This window comes from Kluyvera sp. STS39-E, assembly GCF_040932435.1.
Lineage (GTDB): Bacteria > Pseudomonadota > Gammaproteobacteria > Enterobacterales > Enterobacteriaceae > Kluyvera.
On the sequence record NZ_JBFQGA010000005.1, the window covers coordinates 24,187 to 40,974 of the forward strand.

Annotated in this window: 13 protein-coding genes; 10 read left to right on the plus strand and 3 right to left on the minus strand. The window is 49.8% G+C overall.

Features of this window, described 5'->3' with window-relative positions:
- The first annotated feature begins 5 nt into the window (after nucleotides 1-5).
- The 5 genes from AB4K05_RS11900 to AB4K05_RS11920 all read left to right on the plus strand — a co-directional run bounded on the left by AB4K05_RS11900 (nucleotide 6) and on the right by AB4K05_RS11920 (nucleotide 7,600).
- The gene (locus AB4K05_RS11900) at nucleotides 6-2,060 is read left to right on the plus strand and encodes a YccS/YhfK family putative transporter (RefSeq protein ID WP_368480183.1); all 2,055 of its coding nucleotides are present in this window, start codon (nucleotides 6-8) and stop codon (nucleotides 2,058-2,060) included.
- 500 nt (nucleotides 2,061-2,560) lie between these two features.
- Entirely contained in the window at nucleotides 2,561-3,121 is a 561-nt protein-coding gene (locus AB4K05_RS11905; protein WP_368480184.1) for a fimbrial protein, read from the plus strand.
- Between the two features lie 11 nt (nucleotides 3,122-3,132).
- The gene (locus AB4K05_RS11910) at nucleotides 3,133-3,900 is read left to right on the plus strand and encodes a fimbria/pilus periplasmic chaperone (protein ID WP_368480185.1); all 768 of its coding nucleotides are present in this window, start codon (nucleotides 3,133-3,135) and stop codon (nucleotides 3,898-3,900) included.
- A gap of 23 nt (nucleotides 3,901-3,923) precedes the next feature.
- Nucleotides 3,924-6,503 carry a fimbria/pilus outer membrane usher protein gene (locus AB4K05_RS11915; protein WP_368480186.1) on the plus strand — a complete coding sequence of 860 codons (2,580 nt, stop codon included), beginning with the start codon at nucleotides 3,924-3,926 and terminating at the stop codon, nucleotides 6,501-6,503.
- Nucleotides 6,504-6,532: 29 nt separating this feature from the next.
- A complete protein-coding gene (locus AB4K05_RS11920; protein ID WP_368480187.1) occupies nucleotides 6,533-7,600 on the plus strand; it encodes a fimbrial protein in 1,068 nt (355 codons plus the stop codon).
- Between the two features lie 118 nt (nucleotides 7,601-7,718).
- Here the strand turns inward: AB4K05_RS11920 and AB4K05_RS11925 are convergent, their stop codons facing one another.
- From AB4K05_RS11925 to ppiA, 3 genes are all read right to left on the minus strand, one after another.
- Entirely contained in the window at nucleotides 7,719-8,942 is a 1,224-nt protein-coding gene (locus AB4K05_RS11925) for an aspartate aminotransferase family protein (RefSeq protein WP_368480188.1), read from the minus strand.
- A gap of 84 nt (nucleotides 8,943-9,026) precedes the next feature.
- A complete protein-coding gene (pabA, locus tag AB4K05_RS11930) occupies nucleotides 9,027-9,590 on the minus strand; it encodes an aminodeoxychorismate synthase component 2 (protein WP_368480556.1) in 564 nt (187 codons plus the stop codon).
- Between the two features lie 95 nt (nucleotides 9,591-9,685).
- Nucleotides 9,686-10,258 (minus strand): peptidylprolyl isomerase A, encoded by a 573-nt coding sequence (ppiA, locus tag AB4K05_RS11935; RefSeq protein ID WP_061282513.1) that lies wholly within the window; start codon nucleotides 10,256-10,258, stop codon nucleotides 9,686-9,688.
- Nucleotides 10,259-10,536: 278 nt separating this feature from the next.
- On the opposite strand from ppiA, the gene tsgA reads away from it, so the two are divergent.
- From tsgA to AB4K05_RS11960, 5 genes are all read left to right on the plus strand, one after another.
- Nucleotides 10,537-11,718, plus strand: coding sequence for an MFS transporter TsgA (tsgA, locus tag AB4K05_RS11940; protein WP_368480189.1), 1,182 nt, complete (start codon nucleotides 10,537-10,539; stop codon nucleotides 11,716-11,718).
- Between the two features lie 259 nt (nucleotides 11,719-11,977).
- Complete coding sequence (nirB, locus tag AB4K05_RS11945) at nucleotides 11,978-14,521, plus strand: nitrite reductase large subunit NirB (protein ID WP_368480190.1); 2,544 nt, start codon at nucleotides 11,978-11,980, stop codon at nucleotides 14,519-14,521.
- Entirely contained in the window at nucleotides 14,518-14,844 is a 327-nt protein-coding gene (nirD, locus tag AB4K05_RS11950) for a nitrite reductase small subunit NirD (protein ID WP_368480191.1), read from the plus strand. The genes nirB and nirD overlap by 4 nt, the downstream gene beginning before the upstream one ends.
- Nucleotides 14,845-14,987: 143 nt before the next feature.
- The gene (cysG, locus tag AB4K05_RS11955; RefSeq protein ID WP_368480192.1) at nucleotides 14,988-16,361 is read left to right on the plus strand and encodes a siroheme synthase CysG; all 1,374 of its coding nucleotides are present in this window, start codon (nucleotides 14,988-14,990) and stop codon (nucleotides 16,359-16,361) included.
- 229 nt (nucleotides 16,362-16,590) lie between these two features.
- Nucleotides 16,591-16,764 carry a DUF4223 family protein gene (locus tag AB4K05_RS11960; RefSeq protein ID WP_368480193.1) on the plus strand — a complete coding sequence of 58 codons (174 nt, stop codon included), beginning with the start codon at nucleotides 16,591-16,593 and terminating at the stop codon, nucleotides 16,762-16,764.
- The last annotated feature ends 24 nt before the right edge of the window (nucleotides 16,765-16,788 follow it).

Below are 16,788 nucleotides of genomic sequence, written 5' to 3' on the forward strand. Positions count from 1 at the left end.
CCCTTATGTGGCGCAGGCTGATTTACCATCCGGAAGTCAACTATGCACTGCGGCAAACGCTGGTGTTATGTTTGCCGGTCGCCATTGGCCTTCTCTTCGGGCATCTTCAGCAAGGTCTCTTGTTCTCTCTGGTTCCAGCCTGCTGCAATATCGCCGGTCTCGACACGCCGCATAAACGCTTTTTTAAGCGTCTGACCATCGGCGGTTGCCTGTTTGCTGGATGTAGCCTTGCCGTACAGTTGCTGTTGGCACGTGACATCCCGCTGCCTTTAATACTGACCTGTCTTGCACTGCTCCTCGGCGTCACGGCGGAGATTAGCGCACTGCACGGGCGACTATTGCCGGCATCGCTCATTGCCTCAATCTTTACCCTAAGCCTCGCGGGCAATATGCCAATCTGGCAACCGCTGCTGCTCTACGCGCTGGGCACGCTATGGTATGGCTTATTCAACTGGTGGTGGTTTTGGATGTGGCGGGAACAGCCGCTGCGCGAATCGTTAAGCCTGCTTTATCGCCAGCTTGCCGACTACTGTGAAGCCAAATATAGCCTGCTGACCCAGCATACCGATCCGAATACCGCCCTGCCCCCGCTGTTGAACCGTCAGCAGAAAGTGGTGGATTTAATTTCCCAATGTTACCAGCAGCTACACATGCTGGCAGCCAATCAGCATAACGACTACAAGCGCCTGCTGCGCGCCTTCCAGGTTGGCTTGGATTTGCAAGAACATATCTCCGTCAGCCTGCACCAGCCAGAAGAGGTGCAAAAACTGGTTGAACGTAGCCATGCTGAAGCGGTGATCCGCTGGAACGCACAAACCGTCGCCGCCCGCCTGCGTGTTCTGGCGGACGATATTCTCTACCATCGCTATCCCAGCCGCTTCACGATGGAAAAACAGATAGGCGCACTGGATAAGATTGCCCACCAGCACCCGGATAACCCGGTAGGACAATTCTGCGCTTGGCACTTCAGCCGCATTGCTAAAGTACTGCGCGGGCAACGTCCCCTCTATCCGCGTAACCTGATGGCGGATAAAGAGCGTCGACTGCCGCTGTTCCCGGCGCTGAAAAGCTATCTGTCGCTGAAATCACCGGCGCTGCGCAACGCCGCTCGTCTGAGCGTGATGCTCAGCATCGCCAGTCTGATGGGAGTAGCGCTACATTTACCCAAGCCATATTGGATCTTGATGACGGTCCTGCTAGTCACGCAAAACGGCTACGGCGCGACGCGGGTACGTATTTTCCACCGTGCGGCAGGCACGCTCGCCGGCCTTGTTATCGCCGCCATCGCTCTGCACTTCCATACACCGCAGGGATTGGCGCTTTCCGGCATGTTAATCATTACCCTCGGTAGTTATCTGATTATTCGCCGTAACTACGGCTGGGCGACCGTGGGATTCACCGTTACCGCGGTATATACGCTGCAAATACTGACGCTCAACGGGGAACAATTTATCGTGGCCCGCTTTATCGATACCATCATCGGCTGCCTGATTGCCTTCGGCGGGATGCTATGGTTGTGGCCACAGTGGCAAAGCGGCCAGCTCAGGCAAAACGCTCAGGCGGCACTGGAGGCCGATCAGGAAGCGATTCGTCTGATCCTAAGCCCCGACCCGCAGGCGCCAAAGCTTGCTTACTTACGCATGCGCGTAAATCAGGCGCACAACACGCTATTCAACACGCTCAATCAGGCAATGCAGGAGCCGGGGTTTAACTCGCGCTATCTGGAAGACATGAAGCTGTGGGTGACCCACAGTCAGTTTATCGTCGAACATATCAACGCCATGACCACGCTGGCACGTGAACACGAAATGCTAACGCCCAATCTGGCGCAACAGTATCTGGAGTCATGTGAAATTGGGCTTCAGCGCTGTCAGCAGCGTCTGGAGTATGATGAGGCGGGGAGCAGCGGCGAGACTAACATTATGGAGTCGCCGGACGCGCTGTCCCACGGGCCGTTAAGCACCATGGAACAGCATCTCCAGCGTATTCTGGGACATCTAAACACCATGCACACCATTTCGTCGGTGGCTTGGCGCCAGCGTCCACGGCACCGGATTTAATACATTCATCATTTTTTGAATATTATAATTATCATTTACTTTCTGTATGTAGGTGAATGAACGTAACCGACACATCTGGAAATTAAATCATCAAGGGAATGTATATTTACAAGCAAAAACATTCATCTGGTATGTTTCTTATGTAAAAAGCAATCAAAGGCACTTTGTAAATTGATATATTCCCGCACAAAATAAAAAAAATCAAAATCATCATAGTCTCAAATAATTATTAATAGAAATCACCTACACACCCGAAAAGTCCGATTGCAGACATAAAAATAAAAACAATAAAAATAAGCTTATTTTTCATAGCATGAGCGAATTACAAAATCCAATTCATTTGTTTTTTATCACACAACAATGATTTCAATCAAATCATCACTACTCAACACAATAAATAGCCATGTAGTAGATAAGTCGAAACATTGCTATTTTCATGCCTTAAATGTCAAAATATTAAGAATTAAATTGTTTACAATTAATTATTAAAAGGTCATGCAATGAAAAAAACACTGCTAAGCGCGACTCTCGTAATGGGTTTACTTTCTATGAATTCCATACAGGCAAGTAATAACATTACTTTCAATGGTAAAATTACAAGTAGCACCTGTACACCAACTATTAACGGGCAAACTGATGGAACTGTAACCTTACCAACCGTATCGACCAACGCATTTACGGGTGAAACGGCGGGACGAACACAATTCAATATTGATGCTAAAGATTGTTTGGGCACGGTAGAGAAAACTGTAGCAGCATTTTTTGAACCTGATGCTATTAACATTGATCCTACAACTGGTTTACTGAATAACGTAGCACCCGCTACACCGACACCTGCCGATAATGTGAAGTTACAGCTACTCGATGGTAAAAATGGAAATCCAATTAAAGTGGGTTACCAAGATCAATCCGCTACAGGTGGAACCACCTTTACAGCCTGGGATGCCAGTGGTAATGCCACTTTGATTTATTACGTGGAATATAAAAAAGCGGTTGCTGGCAATGTTGTTACTGCTGGCCCTGTCGTTGGAAAAGTAGTTTACAATTTAATGTATAAATAAATATGAATGGCATGTTAAATTCACAACCTAAATTACCCGAGCTAAACAAATTTAAAAAAAACAGCATCAAATATATAAAAATGATGCTGTACACTAGCATTTTATGGATCGCTAATTCTCATGCCGCGATAAGTATTAATGGTACGCGAGTTATTTATCCATCACAAAAAAATGAAGTAACGGTAAACTTAATCAACAAAGGAGATGCCCCGGTATTGATTCAAAACTGGATTGATGCCGGTGATGATAAAATATCCTCTGGAAAAATGGCTATGCCATTTTTGGTAACTCCCCCCATCAATAGAGTTGATCCGGGTAGAGGACAAGCTTTACGCATTAGTTATCTGGGTACGCCAGCATTGCCATTAGATAAAGAATCAGTATTTTGGCTGAATGTACTGGAAATTGCAGCTGTGCAACAAGGCACAGATAATGCCAGCCATTTGGATATAGCATTCCGAACCAGAATAAAACTATTTTACCGTCCTGAAACGCTAAAGGGTGATGCCAATCGCGCGCCTGAATTACTACAATGGACAGCACACAATAACGGAGCCGTGCAGGTACTTAACCCAACATCTTACTATGTTTCTTTAGGTGTCGTGACTTACCATGAAAATGGTAAGTCTCATGAGACAGAAGGGAAAATGATTGCGCCAGGTGAAACACAAAAATATCGATTTAAAAATATTTCAACTACCAATGACATTCATAAACTAAGCTATACTGCAATTAATGACTATGGTGGCGTGACAACATATAAAGCAGGGAAAAAATAGTTTTTGTCATTCTGGAGCCACTAATGTTCTTTCTAAAAAGGAATTTTAAATATTCTCTGGCGGGAATTTTATGTACTTCCCTTCAGCTTCTTGCGGCAGAAAATATGCCACCAATCGCTAAAAATGTTAAATTCAATGAAGGTTTTTTGCGCGATGGTAATAACAACATTGATTTATCACGGTTTGCTAATGGTGCCAATGCATCACCAGGGAAATATAAATCAAGTATTGTTATCAATAAAAAACACGCTAGCTATGATGTCGTAGAATTCAAAATAGCAGAAGATAACTCGGTTTATCCATGTCTAACACTTGAAATTATTAAATTAATTAACTTTAAGCCTGAGCAACTTCCCTCCAATGTCAGAAATGCTCTTTTACCTGATACATCCTGCATTAATTTGCAATATTTAATGCCTGAAACACAAATAACTTTTGACAGCAACTTACAGCAACTAAGCATTGACGTCCCGCAAATTTACGTTGATACCCAACCACGAGGAATGGTAAACCCTAAATTATGGGATGAGGGTATTCCTGCTGCCATGCTGAGTCATTACACCAATATCTATGATTCACATTACAATAATAATACTTCACGATCTCTTTACTCGTCATTAAATGGTGGCATGAACATTGGGTCCTGGTACTTCCGGCATAACGGATCATATAACTGGGAAAAAGATAACGGCGGACACTACAACACCATTAATTCATATCTGCAACATGACGTTAGTTTTCTACGAGGACGAATGATTGTCGGCCAATCAAATACTAGCGGGCAACTTTTTGATTCAATACAATTTACTGGTGTGCAGCTTGCCAGCGATGACAGAATGCTGCCAGAATCCCAGCGAGGATACGCACCAGAAATCCGAGGCATAGCAAAAACAAATGCCAAAGTCATTATTAAACAACAAGGGCAGGTGATTTATGAAACAACTGTCACCCCTGGCGCATTTGTTATTAATGATTTATATCCCTCTGGCTATGGCGGAAATTTGGATGTTTCTATCCAGGAGGCAGATGGCTCACAACAGAACTTCACCATACCTTATGCTTCTGTCGCACAGCTATTACGCCCTGGTGCACAACAGTATAGTGTCACGGTAGGGAAACTACGTGATAATACATTATCCGATGAACCCGTATTATATGAAGCCACTTATCAACGCGGATTGACGAATACATTCACCGGGTACACCGGTGGGCAGTTGAGTCAATATTACCGGGCAATACTACTGGGCACAGCCGTAGGTACGAGATGGGGAGCATTCGGCGCTGATATCACACAAGCTTATACCCAGCTTGGATCAAATGCTGGCGGGAATCTATCCGGTCAGAGTTACCGCATAAACTACAGTAAATATATTACTGAAACTCAGAGCAATATCACCCTAGCCGCCTATCGTTTTTCCAGCCGGAATTATCTGGACTATATGACGGCGATGCAAACCAGAAACGCGGCGAAAACAAGTGATAATATCAACGCTATCCAACGCTCCAAAAATCGTTTTTCCGTGACAATTAATCAGGATATTAATGATAGCTGGGGTAGTTTTTACGCCAGTGCCTCAATGGAAAATTACTGGAATTCCTCAGCTCGTCACAAACAGTATCAGTTTGGTTATTCCAACAGCTATGGCATCGCTAGCTACGATTTCAGTGTTAACCGTAGCCAGAGCGCTTACGGTGAAGCACAAACAAGCTACTCCCTGAATATCTCCTTTCCACTCTGGATGGTGCAGAAAAACCAGCCCACCGTCAGCGTTCACTATAACCATGACACTGATGGTGCCAGCAGTGAGCAAGTGGCGCTTTCTGGTTCATTGGGCGAACAGGATAAATACGGCTATAACCTCAACGCCAGCAATGATAGTCATGCAGGAAGCGCTGGTAGCATCAGCGGCTCCTGGCTGGGAAGCATGGCGTCTGTCAGCGGAAGCTACAGCACAGGCAACGGGTATCATAGTGCTTCTATGGGGATGTCAGGTTCGCTAGTTGCCCATTCGGGCGGCATAACATTATCTCCTTATACCGGAGATAGCTTTGCGCTAATAGAAGCGAAAGGTGCAGAAGGGGCGAAAATCAGCTCATACAACGCCGCAAAAGTTGATTCCTTTGGCTATGCCTTATTCCCTACCCTGAATGCGTATCAGAACAACGAAGTCACCATTGATCCACAAGGATCTTCGCTGGACGTTGAATTTGAAAATACGTCACAAAAAGTCGTGCCTCGCGCAGGCGCGGTTGTCAAAGTTATCTTTCCCACTCGCTCAGGTACTCCGGTGTTGATTACATCGCAGTTTGATGGCGAGCCAGTTCCATTTGGTGCGGAGGTATTTGATGAAGCAGGTAATTACGTCGGCGCAGTTACGCAGGGTGGCATAATTTACGCACGCGTATCCAACCAAAAAGGCATATTGCTGGTCAAATGGGGAAGCGATCTGAGTTCTCGCTGCCAAGTCAGCTATATATTAATGCCTGCCTCCGCTAATGAATCAGCAAGAAAGTACCTACAACAATTTAATGCACCATGTCAGATGCCAGCGTCCCCCCGACTACTCGGTGATACGAACACGACAATGGCTAATAATCATTAGTGATTTGACGGGTAAAGAGGAAAAATATTATGCGGTGGTATGACAATAGAACAATATTATTGAAGCGAATAAGCCTGCCCGAAGCACAGTGGCTCAAAAAGTTAGCCCCCCTATCTTATCTATTATTACTGGGAATAGGATATGGGGTTATTTCGCCTAATCTTGCTCATGCGTTTGAGTGCGCTGGTGGTATTGTATCAGCCAAGGCTACACTGACGCCATCATCAAATGGCGCACCATATCCAGATATTATCCTAACGCCTTCAACTATTTCGTGTGACGGGAAAGCCAATTATAACGATGGGTTGCGTGTATACGGTGCGCCAACGGTCAGCGGAGTCTTAAAGGGCTATGAAGTAACGCATCTAAAAATTGCCGGAGGAGACGACATTGACGCGCCGATTAAGCTGCCGAACGGAAATCAATATTGCACATGGCCAGCTACAAATTGTAGGGCAGGCAAAACTGAGACAACACGCGCCGCCCCGGTAACCATTACATTAAAGCGAGAGAGTTATACTCCCGGAATGGGGGGATTCAGCCTTCCCACTGGGACGGTAGTCGCTGTGCTAAACCAGGATCAGCGTTCAACAGTATGCGGCGGTTGGTGCGGCAACAGGTATCGATACAATTTTACCTATAAATTGTCAGCACCGCTCGTCGTTCCCGCACATACCTGTACGGTGACAAGCGAGAGCGATCAGAGCATCACGTTGCCTGCGGTCTCAGCCACAAATATGCAGTCTCACGGGACGGGGCGTTACTCTAGTGAATCACAAGCTTTCCATATTGATTTAGCCTGCGATATTCATACGATAGTCGAGATGAAATTTGATGGCACTGCAATGTCAGGAAGCACACCAGCTAATACTGTGCTCGCCAATACGGAAAGTGGCGTTAATAATGTTGGGTTTCAGATTTTATTCAACAATGACCCCCTGAAACCCGTGATACTAGGAGCAACCACTACCGTCGTAAATGACTCTGCTGTGCAGGAGTCTCTGTCTTATACAGCCTATTATTATTTTAAGGGCGGCGCTTCCTTAAACCCTGGTGTTATAACAGCCAGAGCTGTGTATACGCTGAACTATCGTTAGCGTTCAAAAACCCGCTGACATTGTATATTGTTTTTACATGATGGTCCGGAAGCGATAAGTTTTCACAAATATAACCATTTCTGGACCATCATATTACTCAAACATCCATGATAAAAACTCAATAGTTTCTGACCACCTGCGCTACCGCCTGAGCGAAGCGTTGCATCCCTTCGTCAATATCGGCCTCTTCCACCACCAGCGATGGCGCAAATCGCATCACATCCGGCCCGGCATTAAGTACCATGACGCCGATCTCAGCCGCTGCATACAGGAAATCACGTGCCCGGCCTTTGTACTTCGCATTGAGTTCCGCGCCAATCAGCAGCCCCATGCCACGTACATCGCTGAAAACATCGCACTTCGCATTAATTTGCTGCAAATGCTGAACAAAGCGTTCACGTCTAGCGCTTACGCCGTTGAGTACTTCCGACGTATTGATAATATCAAACGCCGCACCGGCGACGGCACAGGCCAGCGGGTTACCGCCGTAGGTTGAGCCATGTGAACCGACGTGGAACGCGCTGGCGATATCTTCAGTGGTTAACACAACGCTCACTGGAAATCCGCCACCCAGCGCTTTAGCGCTGGTCAGAATGTCCGGCGTCACGCCGTAATGCATATAAGCAAACAGTGAACCGGTACGCCCCATCCCGCTTTGTACTTCATCAAATACCAGTAGCGCCTGATGCTTATCACACAACGCGCGTAGCCCCTGCAAGAATTCCGGGGTTGCCGCCAGCACGCCGCCTTCGCCTTGGATTGGCTCAACCACAATGGCGCAGGTGTGATCGTCCATCACCGCTTCTACCGCATGCAAATCATTGAACGGCACGTGGATTATGTCGGCAGGTTTTGGACCAAAGCCGTCGGAGTACTTCGGCTGGCCGCCAACGGAGACGGTAAACAGTGAGCGCCCGTGGAAGGCGTTATGGAAAGCGATGATCTTAGTTTTGTACGGGCTATGACGAGTCGAGGCGTAATAACGCGCCAGCTTGAAGGCGGTTTCGTTGGCTTCGGTGCCGGAGTTCATAAACACCACACGCTCGGCGAAGGTGGCGTCCACAAGCTTCTGGCCCAAGCGCAGCGCTGGCTCGTTGGTGAACACGTTACTGGTATGCCACAACGTCTCGCCCTGGGTTTTCAATGCTTCAACCAGCGCGGGATGGCAATGGCCCAGCGCCGTCACCGCAATACCACCGGCAAAATCCACGTACTCTTTGCCTTGCTGATCCCACACGCGGCTTCCTTTGCCCTTTACCGGAATAAATTCCGCTGGTGCATAGATTGGCAAAATGACCTGATCGAAGGTCGCGCGGGTGATTGCAGGTTGTTTGGTTTCCATGTCATGCCCTTCTTCAAACGATGAAGCAATGATTGTGAGAATATATACACAAAATATGCATAAAAAATCACATCATGGCAACTACTATCGCTGGAGAAAATTGGCCAAAAGTTCGTGACCCTGCTCGCTGAGAATACTTTCTGGATGGAACTGCACGCCTTCTAATGCGTACTCACGATGGCGAATACCCATGATTTCTCCCGCTTCGCTGCGTGCGGTGATATCAAAACAGTCGGGCAACGTATCGGGGTCAATCAACAACGAGTGGTAGCGGGTGACAGTCAGCGGGTTATTCAGTCCACGAAATACCCCTTGCTGCTGATGGGTAATCTGTGAGGTTTTGCCATGCATGACCTTCGCCGCACGAACAATTCGCGCGCCAAATGCCTGAGCGATAGCCTGATGGCCTAAGCAGACGCCAAGAATGGGAATTTCACCGGCATAGCGGCGAATGACATCGAGGGAGATACCGGCTTCATCCGGCGTACAGGGGCCTGGAGAGATAACGATGTTGTCCGGAGCAAGCTGAGCGATTTCATCAGGGGTGATGTCGTCATTACGTCTGACCGTTACGCTGGCCCCTAATTCACAAAAATACTGGTAGAGGTTCCAAGTAAAAGAATCGTAGTTATCAATCAGCAGGATCATGGCGGCTCCGGTCATTTATCTGCCGCCATTCTACCGGGTGCTTACTGCTTTAGCGATAAGAGCGGCAGCCTCATGCCGACGCCGCTCTGAATCTCTTACGGCAGCACTTTGGCAGACAGGATGACAATTGGCTTAGATGGCACATTCTGGTACGGCCCTACATTATGGCTCGGCACCTGGGAAATTTTGTCCGCCACGTCCATCCCTTTCACCACTTTACCGAACACCGCATAACCAAAATCACGCTGGCCGTGATCCAAGAAGGCGTTGTCTGCTACGTTGATAAAGAACTGGCTGGTTGCGCTATCCTTATCTGCAGTACGCGCCATCGCGATGGTGCCACGGGTATTGCGCAGGCCGTTATCCGCTTCGTTTTTGATCGGTGGGTTAGGCTGCTTTTGCTGCATCTGCTCGTTAAAGCCGCCGCCCTGAACCATAAAGCCCGGGATCACGCGGTGGAAGGTGGTGTTATTGTAAAAACCACTGTTGACGTATTTCAGGAAGTTCTCAACCGAAACCGGTGCTTTCTGGCTATCCAGCTGCAGCTCAATGTTGCCAGCCGAAGTGGTCAGCAGCACGTGAGGATTGTTGGTCGCAGCGAGCGCTGCAGGAGCCATGGTGGAGAGAGCGAAAACAGCCGCCACGGCCGCCAGTGTTGATTTGAGCATGAGAATTCCTTTAACGAGTGCAGTAGAGGTAGCAAGTGGATTGATTCTAAAGAGGCTTAGCGCCCCAGGCCAGTGCTTTACCAAAGTTTACGTGGATGTAACGCTTATAATGATCAAGGTAATGATCGTCACGCCATGTTTTGTGATCTGGATCACATTGAAAACTGTAATGCGTCATCGTTTGCGTAATAAAACTATGAATACATCACCACAGTGAATAAAATCTGCCCGCTCAGCGCAGAGTCAATGCGCTTTACACAACTATTCACAGGCCAGTCATGACTAACAGCAACCGTATCAAGCTCACATGGATTAGCTTCTTCTCCTACGCCCTAACCGGCGCACTGGTGATCGTTACCGGGATGGTGATGGGCAATATTGCCGATTACTTCAATCTCCCTGTTTCCAGCATGAGTAACACCTTTACCTTCCTGAACGCAGGGATCCTGATCTCAATTTTCCTTAATGCCTGGCTGATGGAAATTGTGCCGCTGAAAACCCAGCTGCGTTTTGGCTTTATCCTTATGCTACTTGCCGTTGCTGGGCTGATGACCAGCCATAGCCTGGCGCTCTTCTCCGCCGCCATGTTCGTTCTGGGCTTGGTGAGTGGTATTACCATGTCTATTGGTACTTTCCTTATCACTCACATGTATGAAGGCCGTCAGCGTGGCGCGCGCCTGCTGTTTACCGACTCCTTCTTTAGCATGGCGGGGATGATCTTCCCGATGCTGGCCGCTTGGCTGCTGGCGCGTACCATTGAATGGTACTGGGTATATGCCTGCATCGGCCTCATCTACGTGGCGATCTTCATTCTGACCTTCGGCTGTGACTTCCCGGTATTGGGCAAGAAAGGACAACAGGAAGACCAACCGGTGGTGAAAGAAAAATGGGGGATCGGCGTACTGTTCCTGTCCATCGCCGCACTGTGCTACATCCTGGGTCAGTTAGGCTTCATCTCTTGGGTCCCTGAGTACGCGAAAGGTCTGGGCATGAGCCTGAACGATGCCGGCAAGCTGGTCAGCGACTTCTGGATGTCTTATATGTTCGGCATGTGGGCTTTCAGCTTCATTCTGCGCTTCTTCGATCTGCAGCGCATCCTGACGGTGCTGGCGGGTATTGCCACCGTGATGATGTATCTGTTCAATCACGGTGAACCGCAGCATCTGGCGTGGTTTATTCTGACTCTGGGCTTCTTCTCCAGCGCCATCTATACCTCCATCATTACGCTGGGTTCGCTGCAAACCAAAGTTGCCTCCCCAAAACTGGTTAACTTTGTCCTGACCTGCGGCACCATTGGCACCATGCTGACCTTCGTGGTCACTGGTCCGATTGTTGCCAACAGTGGTCCGCTGGCCGCGCTGACCACCGCTAACGCGCTGTACGCCGTGGTGTTCATCATGTGCATTATCCTCGGCTTCGTGAGCCGTCACCGCCAAAACGCGGCGTCTGCCTCTCACTAATCCGCCCCGCCCCTTTTCGTCATGAGAAGGGGCGTTCTTGCCTCTTATCTCCTCAAGTGTCCACTCGCCGTTTATTTGCTCATTTTGTACAAAAAACAAACAACCCATAAAGTTGAGTATTTTCCGCAACTTACAAAACCACTTAAAAATCATCACTCTACTCATTAAGGGGTAGGCAAAGGCTAAATTGATTTGAATCAATAATCGCAATAGCTGAATCGTTAAGGTAGGCAGTATTAGAATAGAAATCGAGGCAAAAATGAGCAAAGTCAGACTCGCAATTATCGGTAATGGCATGGTCGGCCACCGTTTTATTGAGGATATTCTCGATAAAGCCGACGCAAGCCAATTCGATATTACCGTCTTCTGTGAAGAACCCCGCATCGCCTACGACCGCGTCCACCTTTCATCTTACTTCTCTCACCATACAGCCGAAGAGCTGTCGCTGGTCCGTGAAGGCTTCTATGAGAAGCACGGTGTGAAGGTTCTGGTCGGCGAACGCGCTATCACCATCAACCGCAAAGAAAAGGTGATTCACTCAAGCGCAGGCCGTACCGTCTTTTATGACAAGCTGATCATGGCGACCGGATCTTATCCATGGATCCCATCAATCAAAGGCGCCGAAACTCAGGACTGCTTCGTCTACCGTACAATTGAAGATCTCAACGCCATTGAAAACTGCGCGCGACGTAGCAAGCGTGGCGCGGTGGTCGGTGGCGGTCTGCTGGGTCTGGAAGCAGCAGGCGCGCTGAAAAACCTCGGCATCGAAACGCACGTTATTGAATTTGCCCCAATGCTGATGGCTGAACAGCTTGATCAGATGGGCGGTGAACAGCTCAAACGCAAAATCGAGAGCATGGGTGTGAAAGTTCACACCAACAAGAACACCAAAGAGATCGTGCAGGAAGGTGAGAACGCACGTAAAACCATGCGCTTCGCCGACGGTAGCCAGCTGGAAGTCGACTTTATCGTCTTCTCCACCGGTATTCGCCCACGCGATAAGCTGGCAACCCAATGCGGTCTGGACGTTGCTCAGCGCGGCGGCATCATGATTAACGATGCCTGCCAGACTTCTGACCCGGATATCTACGCTATCGGCGAATGCGCCAGCTGGAAAAACCGCGTTTACGGCCTAGTTGCACCGGGCTACAAAATGGCGCAGGTTGCCGTTGACCATATCCTCGGTAGCGAAAACAGCTTCCAGGGCGCAGATATGAGCGCCAAGCTGAAGCTGCTGGGCGTTGATGTCGGTGGCATTGGCGACGCCCACGGTCGTACGCCGGGTGCGCGCAGCTATGTTTATCTTGATGAAAACAAAGAAGTCTACAAACGCCTTATCGTCAGCCCAGACAACAAAACGCTGCTCGGCGCGGTGCTGGTCGGCGACACCAGCGACTACGGCAACCTGCTGCAGTTGGCGCTGAACGCAATCGAGCTGCCGGAAAACCCAGATGCGCTCATCCTGCCAGCGCACGCCAGCAGTGGCAAACCGTCCATCGGTGTCGATAAGCTGCCGGATAGCGCACAGATTTGTTCTTGCTTTGACGTCACCAAAGGCGCACTGGTTGCCGCTATCAACAAAGGTTGCCACACCGTGGCGGCGCTGAAAGCGGAAACCAAGGCCGGTACCGGCTGCGGTGGCTGTATCCCGCTGGTCACCCAGGTGCTTAACGCCGAACTGGCGAAACAGGGCATTGAGGTGAACCACAGCCTGTGTGAACACTTCGCCTTTACCCGTCAGGAGCTGTATCATCTGATCCGCGTCGAAGGCATCAAAACCTTCGATGAGCTGCTGGCAAAATACGGCAAAGGCTACGGTTGCGAAGTCTGTAAACCAACAGTCGGTTCGCTGCTGGCATCCTGCTGGAACGAATTCATCCTGAAGCCGCAGCATACGCCGCTGCAAGATACCAACGACAACTTCCTGGCGAACATCCAGAAAGACGGGACCTACTCGGTTATCCCACGTTCTGCGGGCGGTGAAATCACCCCTGAAGGTCTGGTTGCCGTAGGCCAGATCGCCCGTGAGTTTAATCTGTACACCAAAATCACCGGTTCTCAGCGTATCGGCCTGTTCGGCGCGCAGAAAGATGACCTGCCGGAAATCTGGCGTCAGCTGATTGAAGCGGGCTTCGAAACCGGTCATGCCTACGCCAAAGCACTGCGTATGGCGAAAACCTGCGTAGGCAGCACCTGGTGCCGTTATGGCGTGGGTGACAGCGTGGGCTTCGGCGTCGAGCTGGAAAACCGCTACAAAGGCATTCGTACGCCGCATAAGATGAAGTTTGGCGTCTCCGGCTGTACCCGTGAATGTGCGGAAGCACAGGGTAAAGATGTTGGCATCATCGCCACCGAGAAAGGCTGGAACCTGTACGTGTGCGGTAACGGCGGTATGAAGCCACGTCATGCCGATCTGCTGGCCGCTGACCTCGACCGTGAAACGCTGCTCAAGTACCTCGACCGCTTTATGATGTTCTACATCCGCACCGCCGATAAACTGACGCGCACCGCGCCGTGGCTGGATAACCTGGAAGGCGGTATCGACTACCTGCGTTCCGTGATCATCGACGACAAGCTGGGCCTGAATCAGCATCTGGAAGAAGAGATCGCCCGTCTGCGTGATGCCTTCGCCTGTGAATGGACTGAAACCGTTAACGACCCGGCCGCTCAGGTTCGTTTCAAACACTTTATCAACAGCGCACAGCGTGACCCGAACGTGCAGGTCGTTGCCGAGCGTGCCCAGCACCGCCCTGCAACGCCGTATGAACGCATTCCGGTTACTCTGGTGGAGGAAAACGCATGAGCCAGTGGGTAAATATCTGCAACATTGACGCTATCCTGCCAGCAACGGGCGTTTGCGCATTGTTGGGCAACCAGCAGGTTGCCGTGTTCCGTCCGTATGCCGACAACCAGGTCTTCGCTATCAGCAACATCGACCCGTTCTTTGAGTCGAGCGTGCTGTCGCGTGGCCTGATTGCCGAACATCAGGGCGAACTATGGGTGGCAAGCCCGCTGAAAAAGCAGCGCTTCCGCCTGCGTGATGGTCTGTGTATGGAAGACGAAAGTCACTCCATCGCCCATTATGACGTTCGCGTTAAGGACGGCCAGGTACAGCTGAAAGCCTGATCGTTTTGGGCATAAGTAATAGCTAAAACTTATGACCTTTAAGGGGTAACAGCAGGAAAAATCGTGTATCCCATACGATGACTGCTGTTATCCTTACCCGCATTATTCGTCCCCCGCATTTATCTATTCCGTGAGGTTGCCCCTTGGATCACTTACCCATCTTTTGCCAGCTACGCGATCGCGACTGTTTGTTGGTCGGCGGCGGTGATGTTGCCGAACGCAAAGCGCGTCTGCTGCTAGACGCGGGCGCTCGCCTAACGGTAAACGCACGGGATTACGTTCCACAGTTCCACGTCTGGGCTGAGGCTGGCATGCTGACGTTGGTACAGGGTGATTTCCAAACCGCGCTGCTCGACCCATGCTGGCTGGCGATTGCCGCAACCGATGATGACGCGGTGAATCAGCAGGTCAGCGATGCAGCGGAAGCGCGGCGCATCTTCTGTAACGTGGTCGATGCGCCTAAAGCAGCAAGCTTTATCATGCCATCAATCATCGACCGCTCACCGCTGATGGTTGCTGTCTCCTCCGGCGGCACCTCCCCGGTTCTGGCGCGCCTGTTGCGCGAGAAACTGGAAGCGCTACTGCCACAGCATCTGGGACAGGTTGCCGCCTATGCAGGGCAACTGCGCTCACGGGTGAAAAAACAGTTCGCCACGATGGGCGAGCGCCGTCGTTTCTGGGAAAAGCTGTTTGAGAATGACCGATTGGCGCAATCGTTGGCAAACCAAGACCAGCAAGCTATTGATGACACCACAGAACAGCTACTGAATGCCCCGCTGGACCACCGTGGCGAAGTTGTGCTGGTGGGTGCCGGTCCGGGTGATGCCGGGCTGCTGACGCTAAAAGGCCTACAGCAGATCCAACAGGCAGATGTGGTTGTTTACGATCGCCTAGTCTCCGACGACATTATGAATCTGGTTCGCCGCGACGCGGACCGTGTGTTCGTGGGTAAACGCGCAGGCTACCACTGCGTACCGCAGGAAGAGATTAACCAGATCCTGCTGCGCGAAGCCCAGCAAGGCAAACGCGTGGTGCGCCTGAAAGGGGGTGACCCGTTTATCTTTGGCCGCGGCGGTGAGGAGTTGGAAACTCTGTGCCATGCCGGAATTCCCTTCTCTGTTGTCCCAGGGATTACCGCTGCATCCGGTTGTTCCGCTTACTCCGGTATTCCGCTGACCCACCGCGATTACGCCCAAAGCGTGCGCTTGGTCACCGGGCACCTGAAAACCGGCGGCGAGTTGGACTGGGAAAACTTGGCTGCAGAGAAGCAGACGCTGGTGTTCTACATGGGGCTGAATCAGGCCGCCACCATCCAGCAAAAGCTGATTGAGCATGGTATGCAGGCCGATATGCCGGTGGCTATCGTCGAGAACGGTACCGCCATTAACCAACGCGTCGTTGACGGCAAGCTTACCCAACTCGGCGAGCTGGCGCAGCAGATGGCAAGCCCTGCGCTGATTATCGTCGGTCGCGTGGTGGGGTTGCGCGATAAGCTAAACTGGTTCTCAACTCATTAAGCTAATTGGGCGCGATACCGCTTCGGATAGCGCCCTTTTTATATCACGTTACATCTATCCCCCTCACTAATTAGTTATTCTTAATCCTTTATTTAGTTAATTACACGATTAAGTTAATTGACATACTATTTGCATTTCGCGTTATATACACACGGCCTAATTCAAACGTGTTTTCGAAGCATATGGAATTATGCATACATAGAGTCATTTAACTTATAGGGATTATAGAATGAAAAACATGCTTAAAGTTGCGGCATTGCTGCTGGCAGTCTCCACCATGACCGCCTGTACCGGTAGCGTACAGAACAAAAACAAAAGCTGCTCATACGATTATTTATTACATCCAGCTATTTCTATTTCTAAAATAATTGGTGGTTGTGGTGATGCGGCAGCGGTAGAGTAAATATAGATTTATTTATATAGAAAA

Bases quoted from the DNA above. Each gene is read 5' to 3' on its own strand.
- AB4K05_RS11925 (WP_368480188.1), bottom strand. From the start codon at position 8,942: ATGGAAACCAAACAACCTGCAATCACCCGCGCGACCTTCGATCAGGTC.
- AB4K05_RS11905 (WP_368480184.1), top strand. From the start codon at position 2,561: ATGAAAAAAACACTGCTAAGCGCGACTCTCGTAATGGGTTTACTTTCT.
- tsgA (WP_368480189.1), top strand. From the start codon at position 10,537: ATGACTAACAGCAACCGTATCAAGCTCACATGGATTAGCTTCTTCTCC.
- AB4K05_RS11910 (WP_368480185.1), top strand. From the start codon at position 3,133: ATGTTAAATTCACAACCTAAATTACCCGAGCTAAACAAATTTAAAAAA.
- nirB (WP_368480190.1), top strand. From the start codon at position 11,978: ATGAGCAAAGTCAGACTCGCAATTATCGGTAATGGCATGGTCGGCCAC.
- AB4K05_RS11920 (WP_368480187.1), top strand. From the start codon at position 6,533: ATGCGGTGGTATGACAATAGAACAATATTATTGAAGCGAATAAGCCTG.
- ppiA (WP_061282513.1), bottom strand. From the start codon at position 10,258: ATGCTCAAATCAACACTGGCGGCCGTGGCGGCTGTTTTCGCTCTCTCC.
- AB4K05_RS11915 (WP_368480186.1), top strand. From the start codon at position 3,924: ATGTTCTTTCTAAAAAGGAATTTTAAATATTCTCTGGCGGGAATTTTA.
- pabA (WP_368480556.1), bottom strand. From the start codon at position 9,590: ATGATCCTGCTGATTGATAACTACGATTCTTTTACTTGGAACCTCTAC.
- AB4K05_RS11960 (WP_368480193.1), top strand. From the start codon at position 16,591: ATGAAAAACATGCTTAAAGTTGCGGCATTGCTGCTGGCAGTCTCCACC.
- nirD (WP_368480191.1), top strand. From the start codon at position 14,518: ATGAGCCAGTGGGTAAATATCTGCAACATTGACGCTATCCTGCCAGCA.
- AB4K05_RS11900 (WP_368480183.1), top strand. From the start codon at position 6: ATGTGGCGCAGGCTGATTTACCATCCGGAAGTCAACTATGCACTGCGG.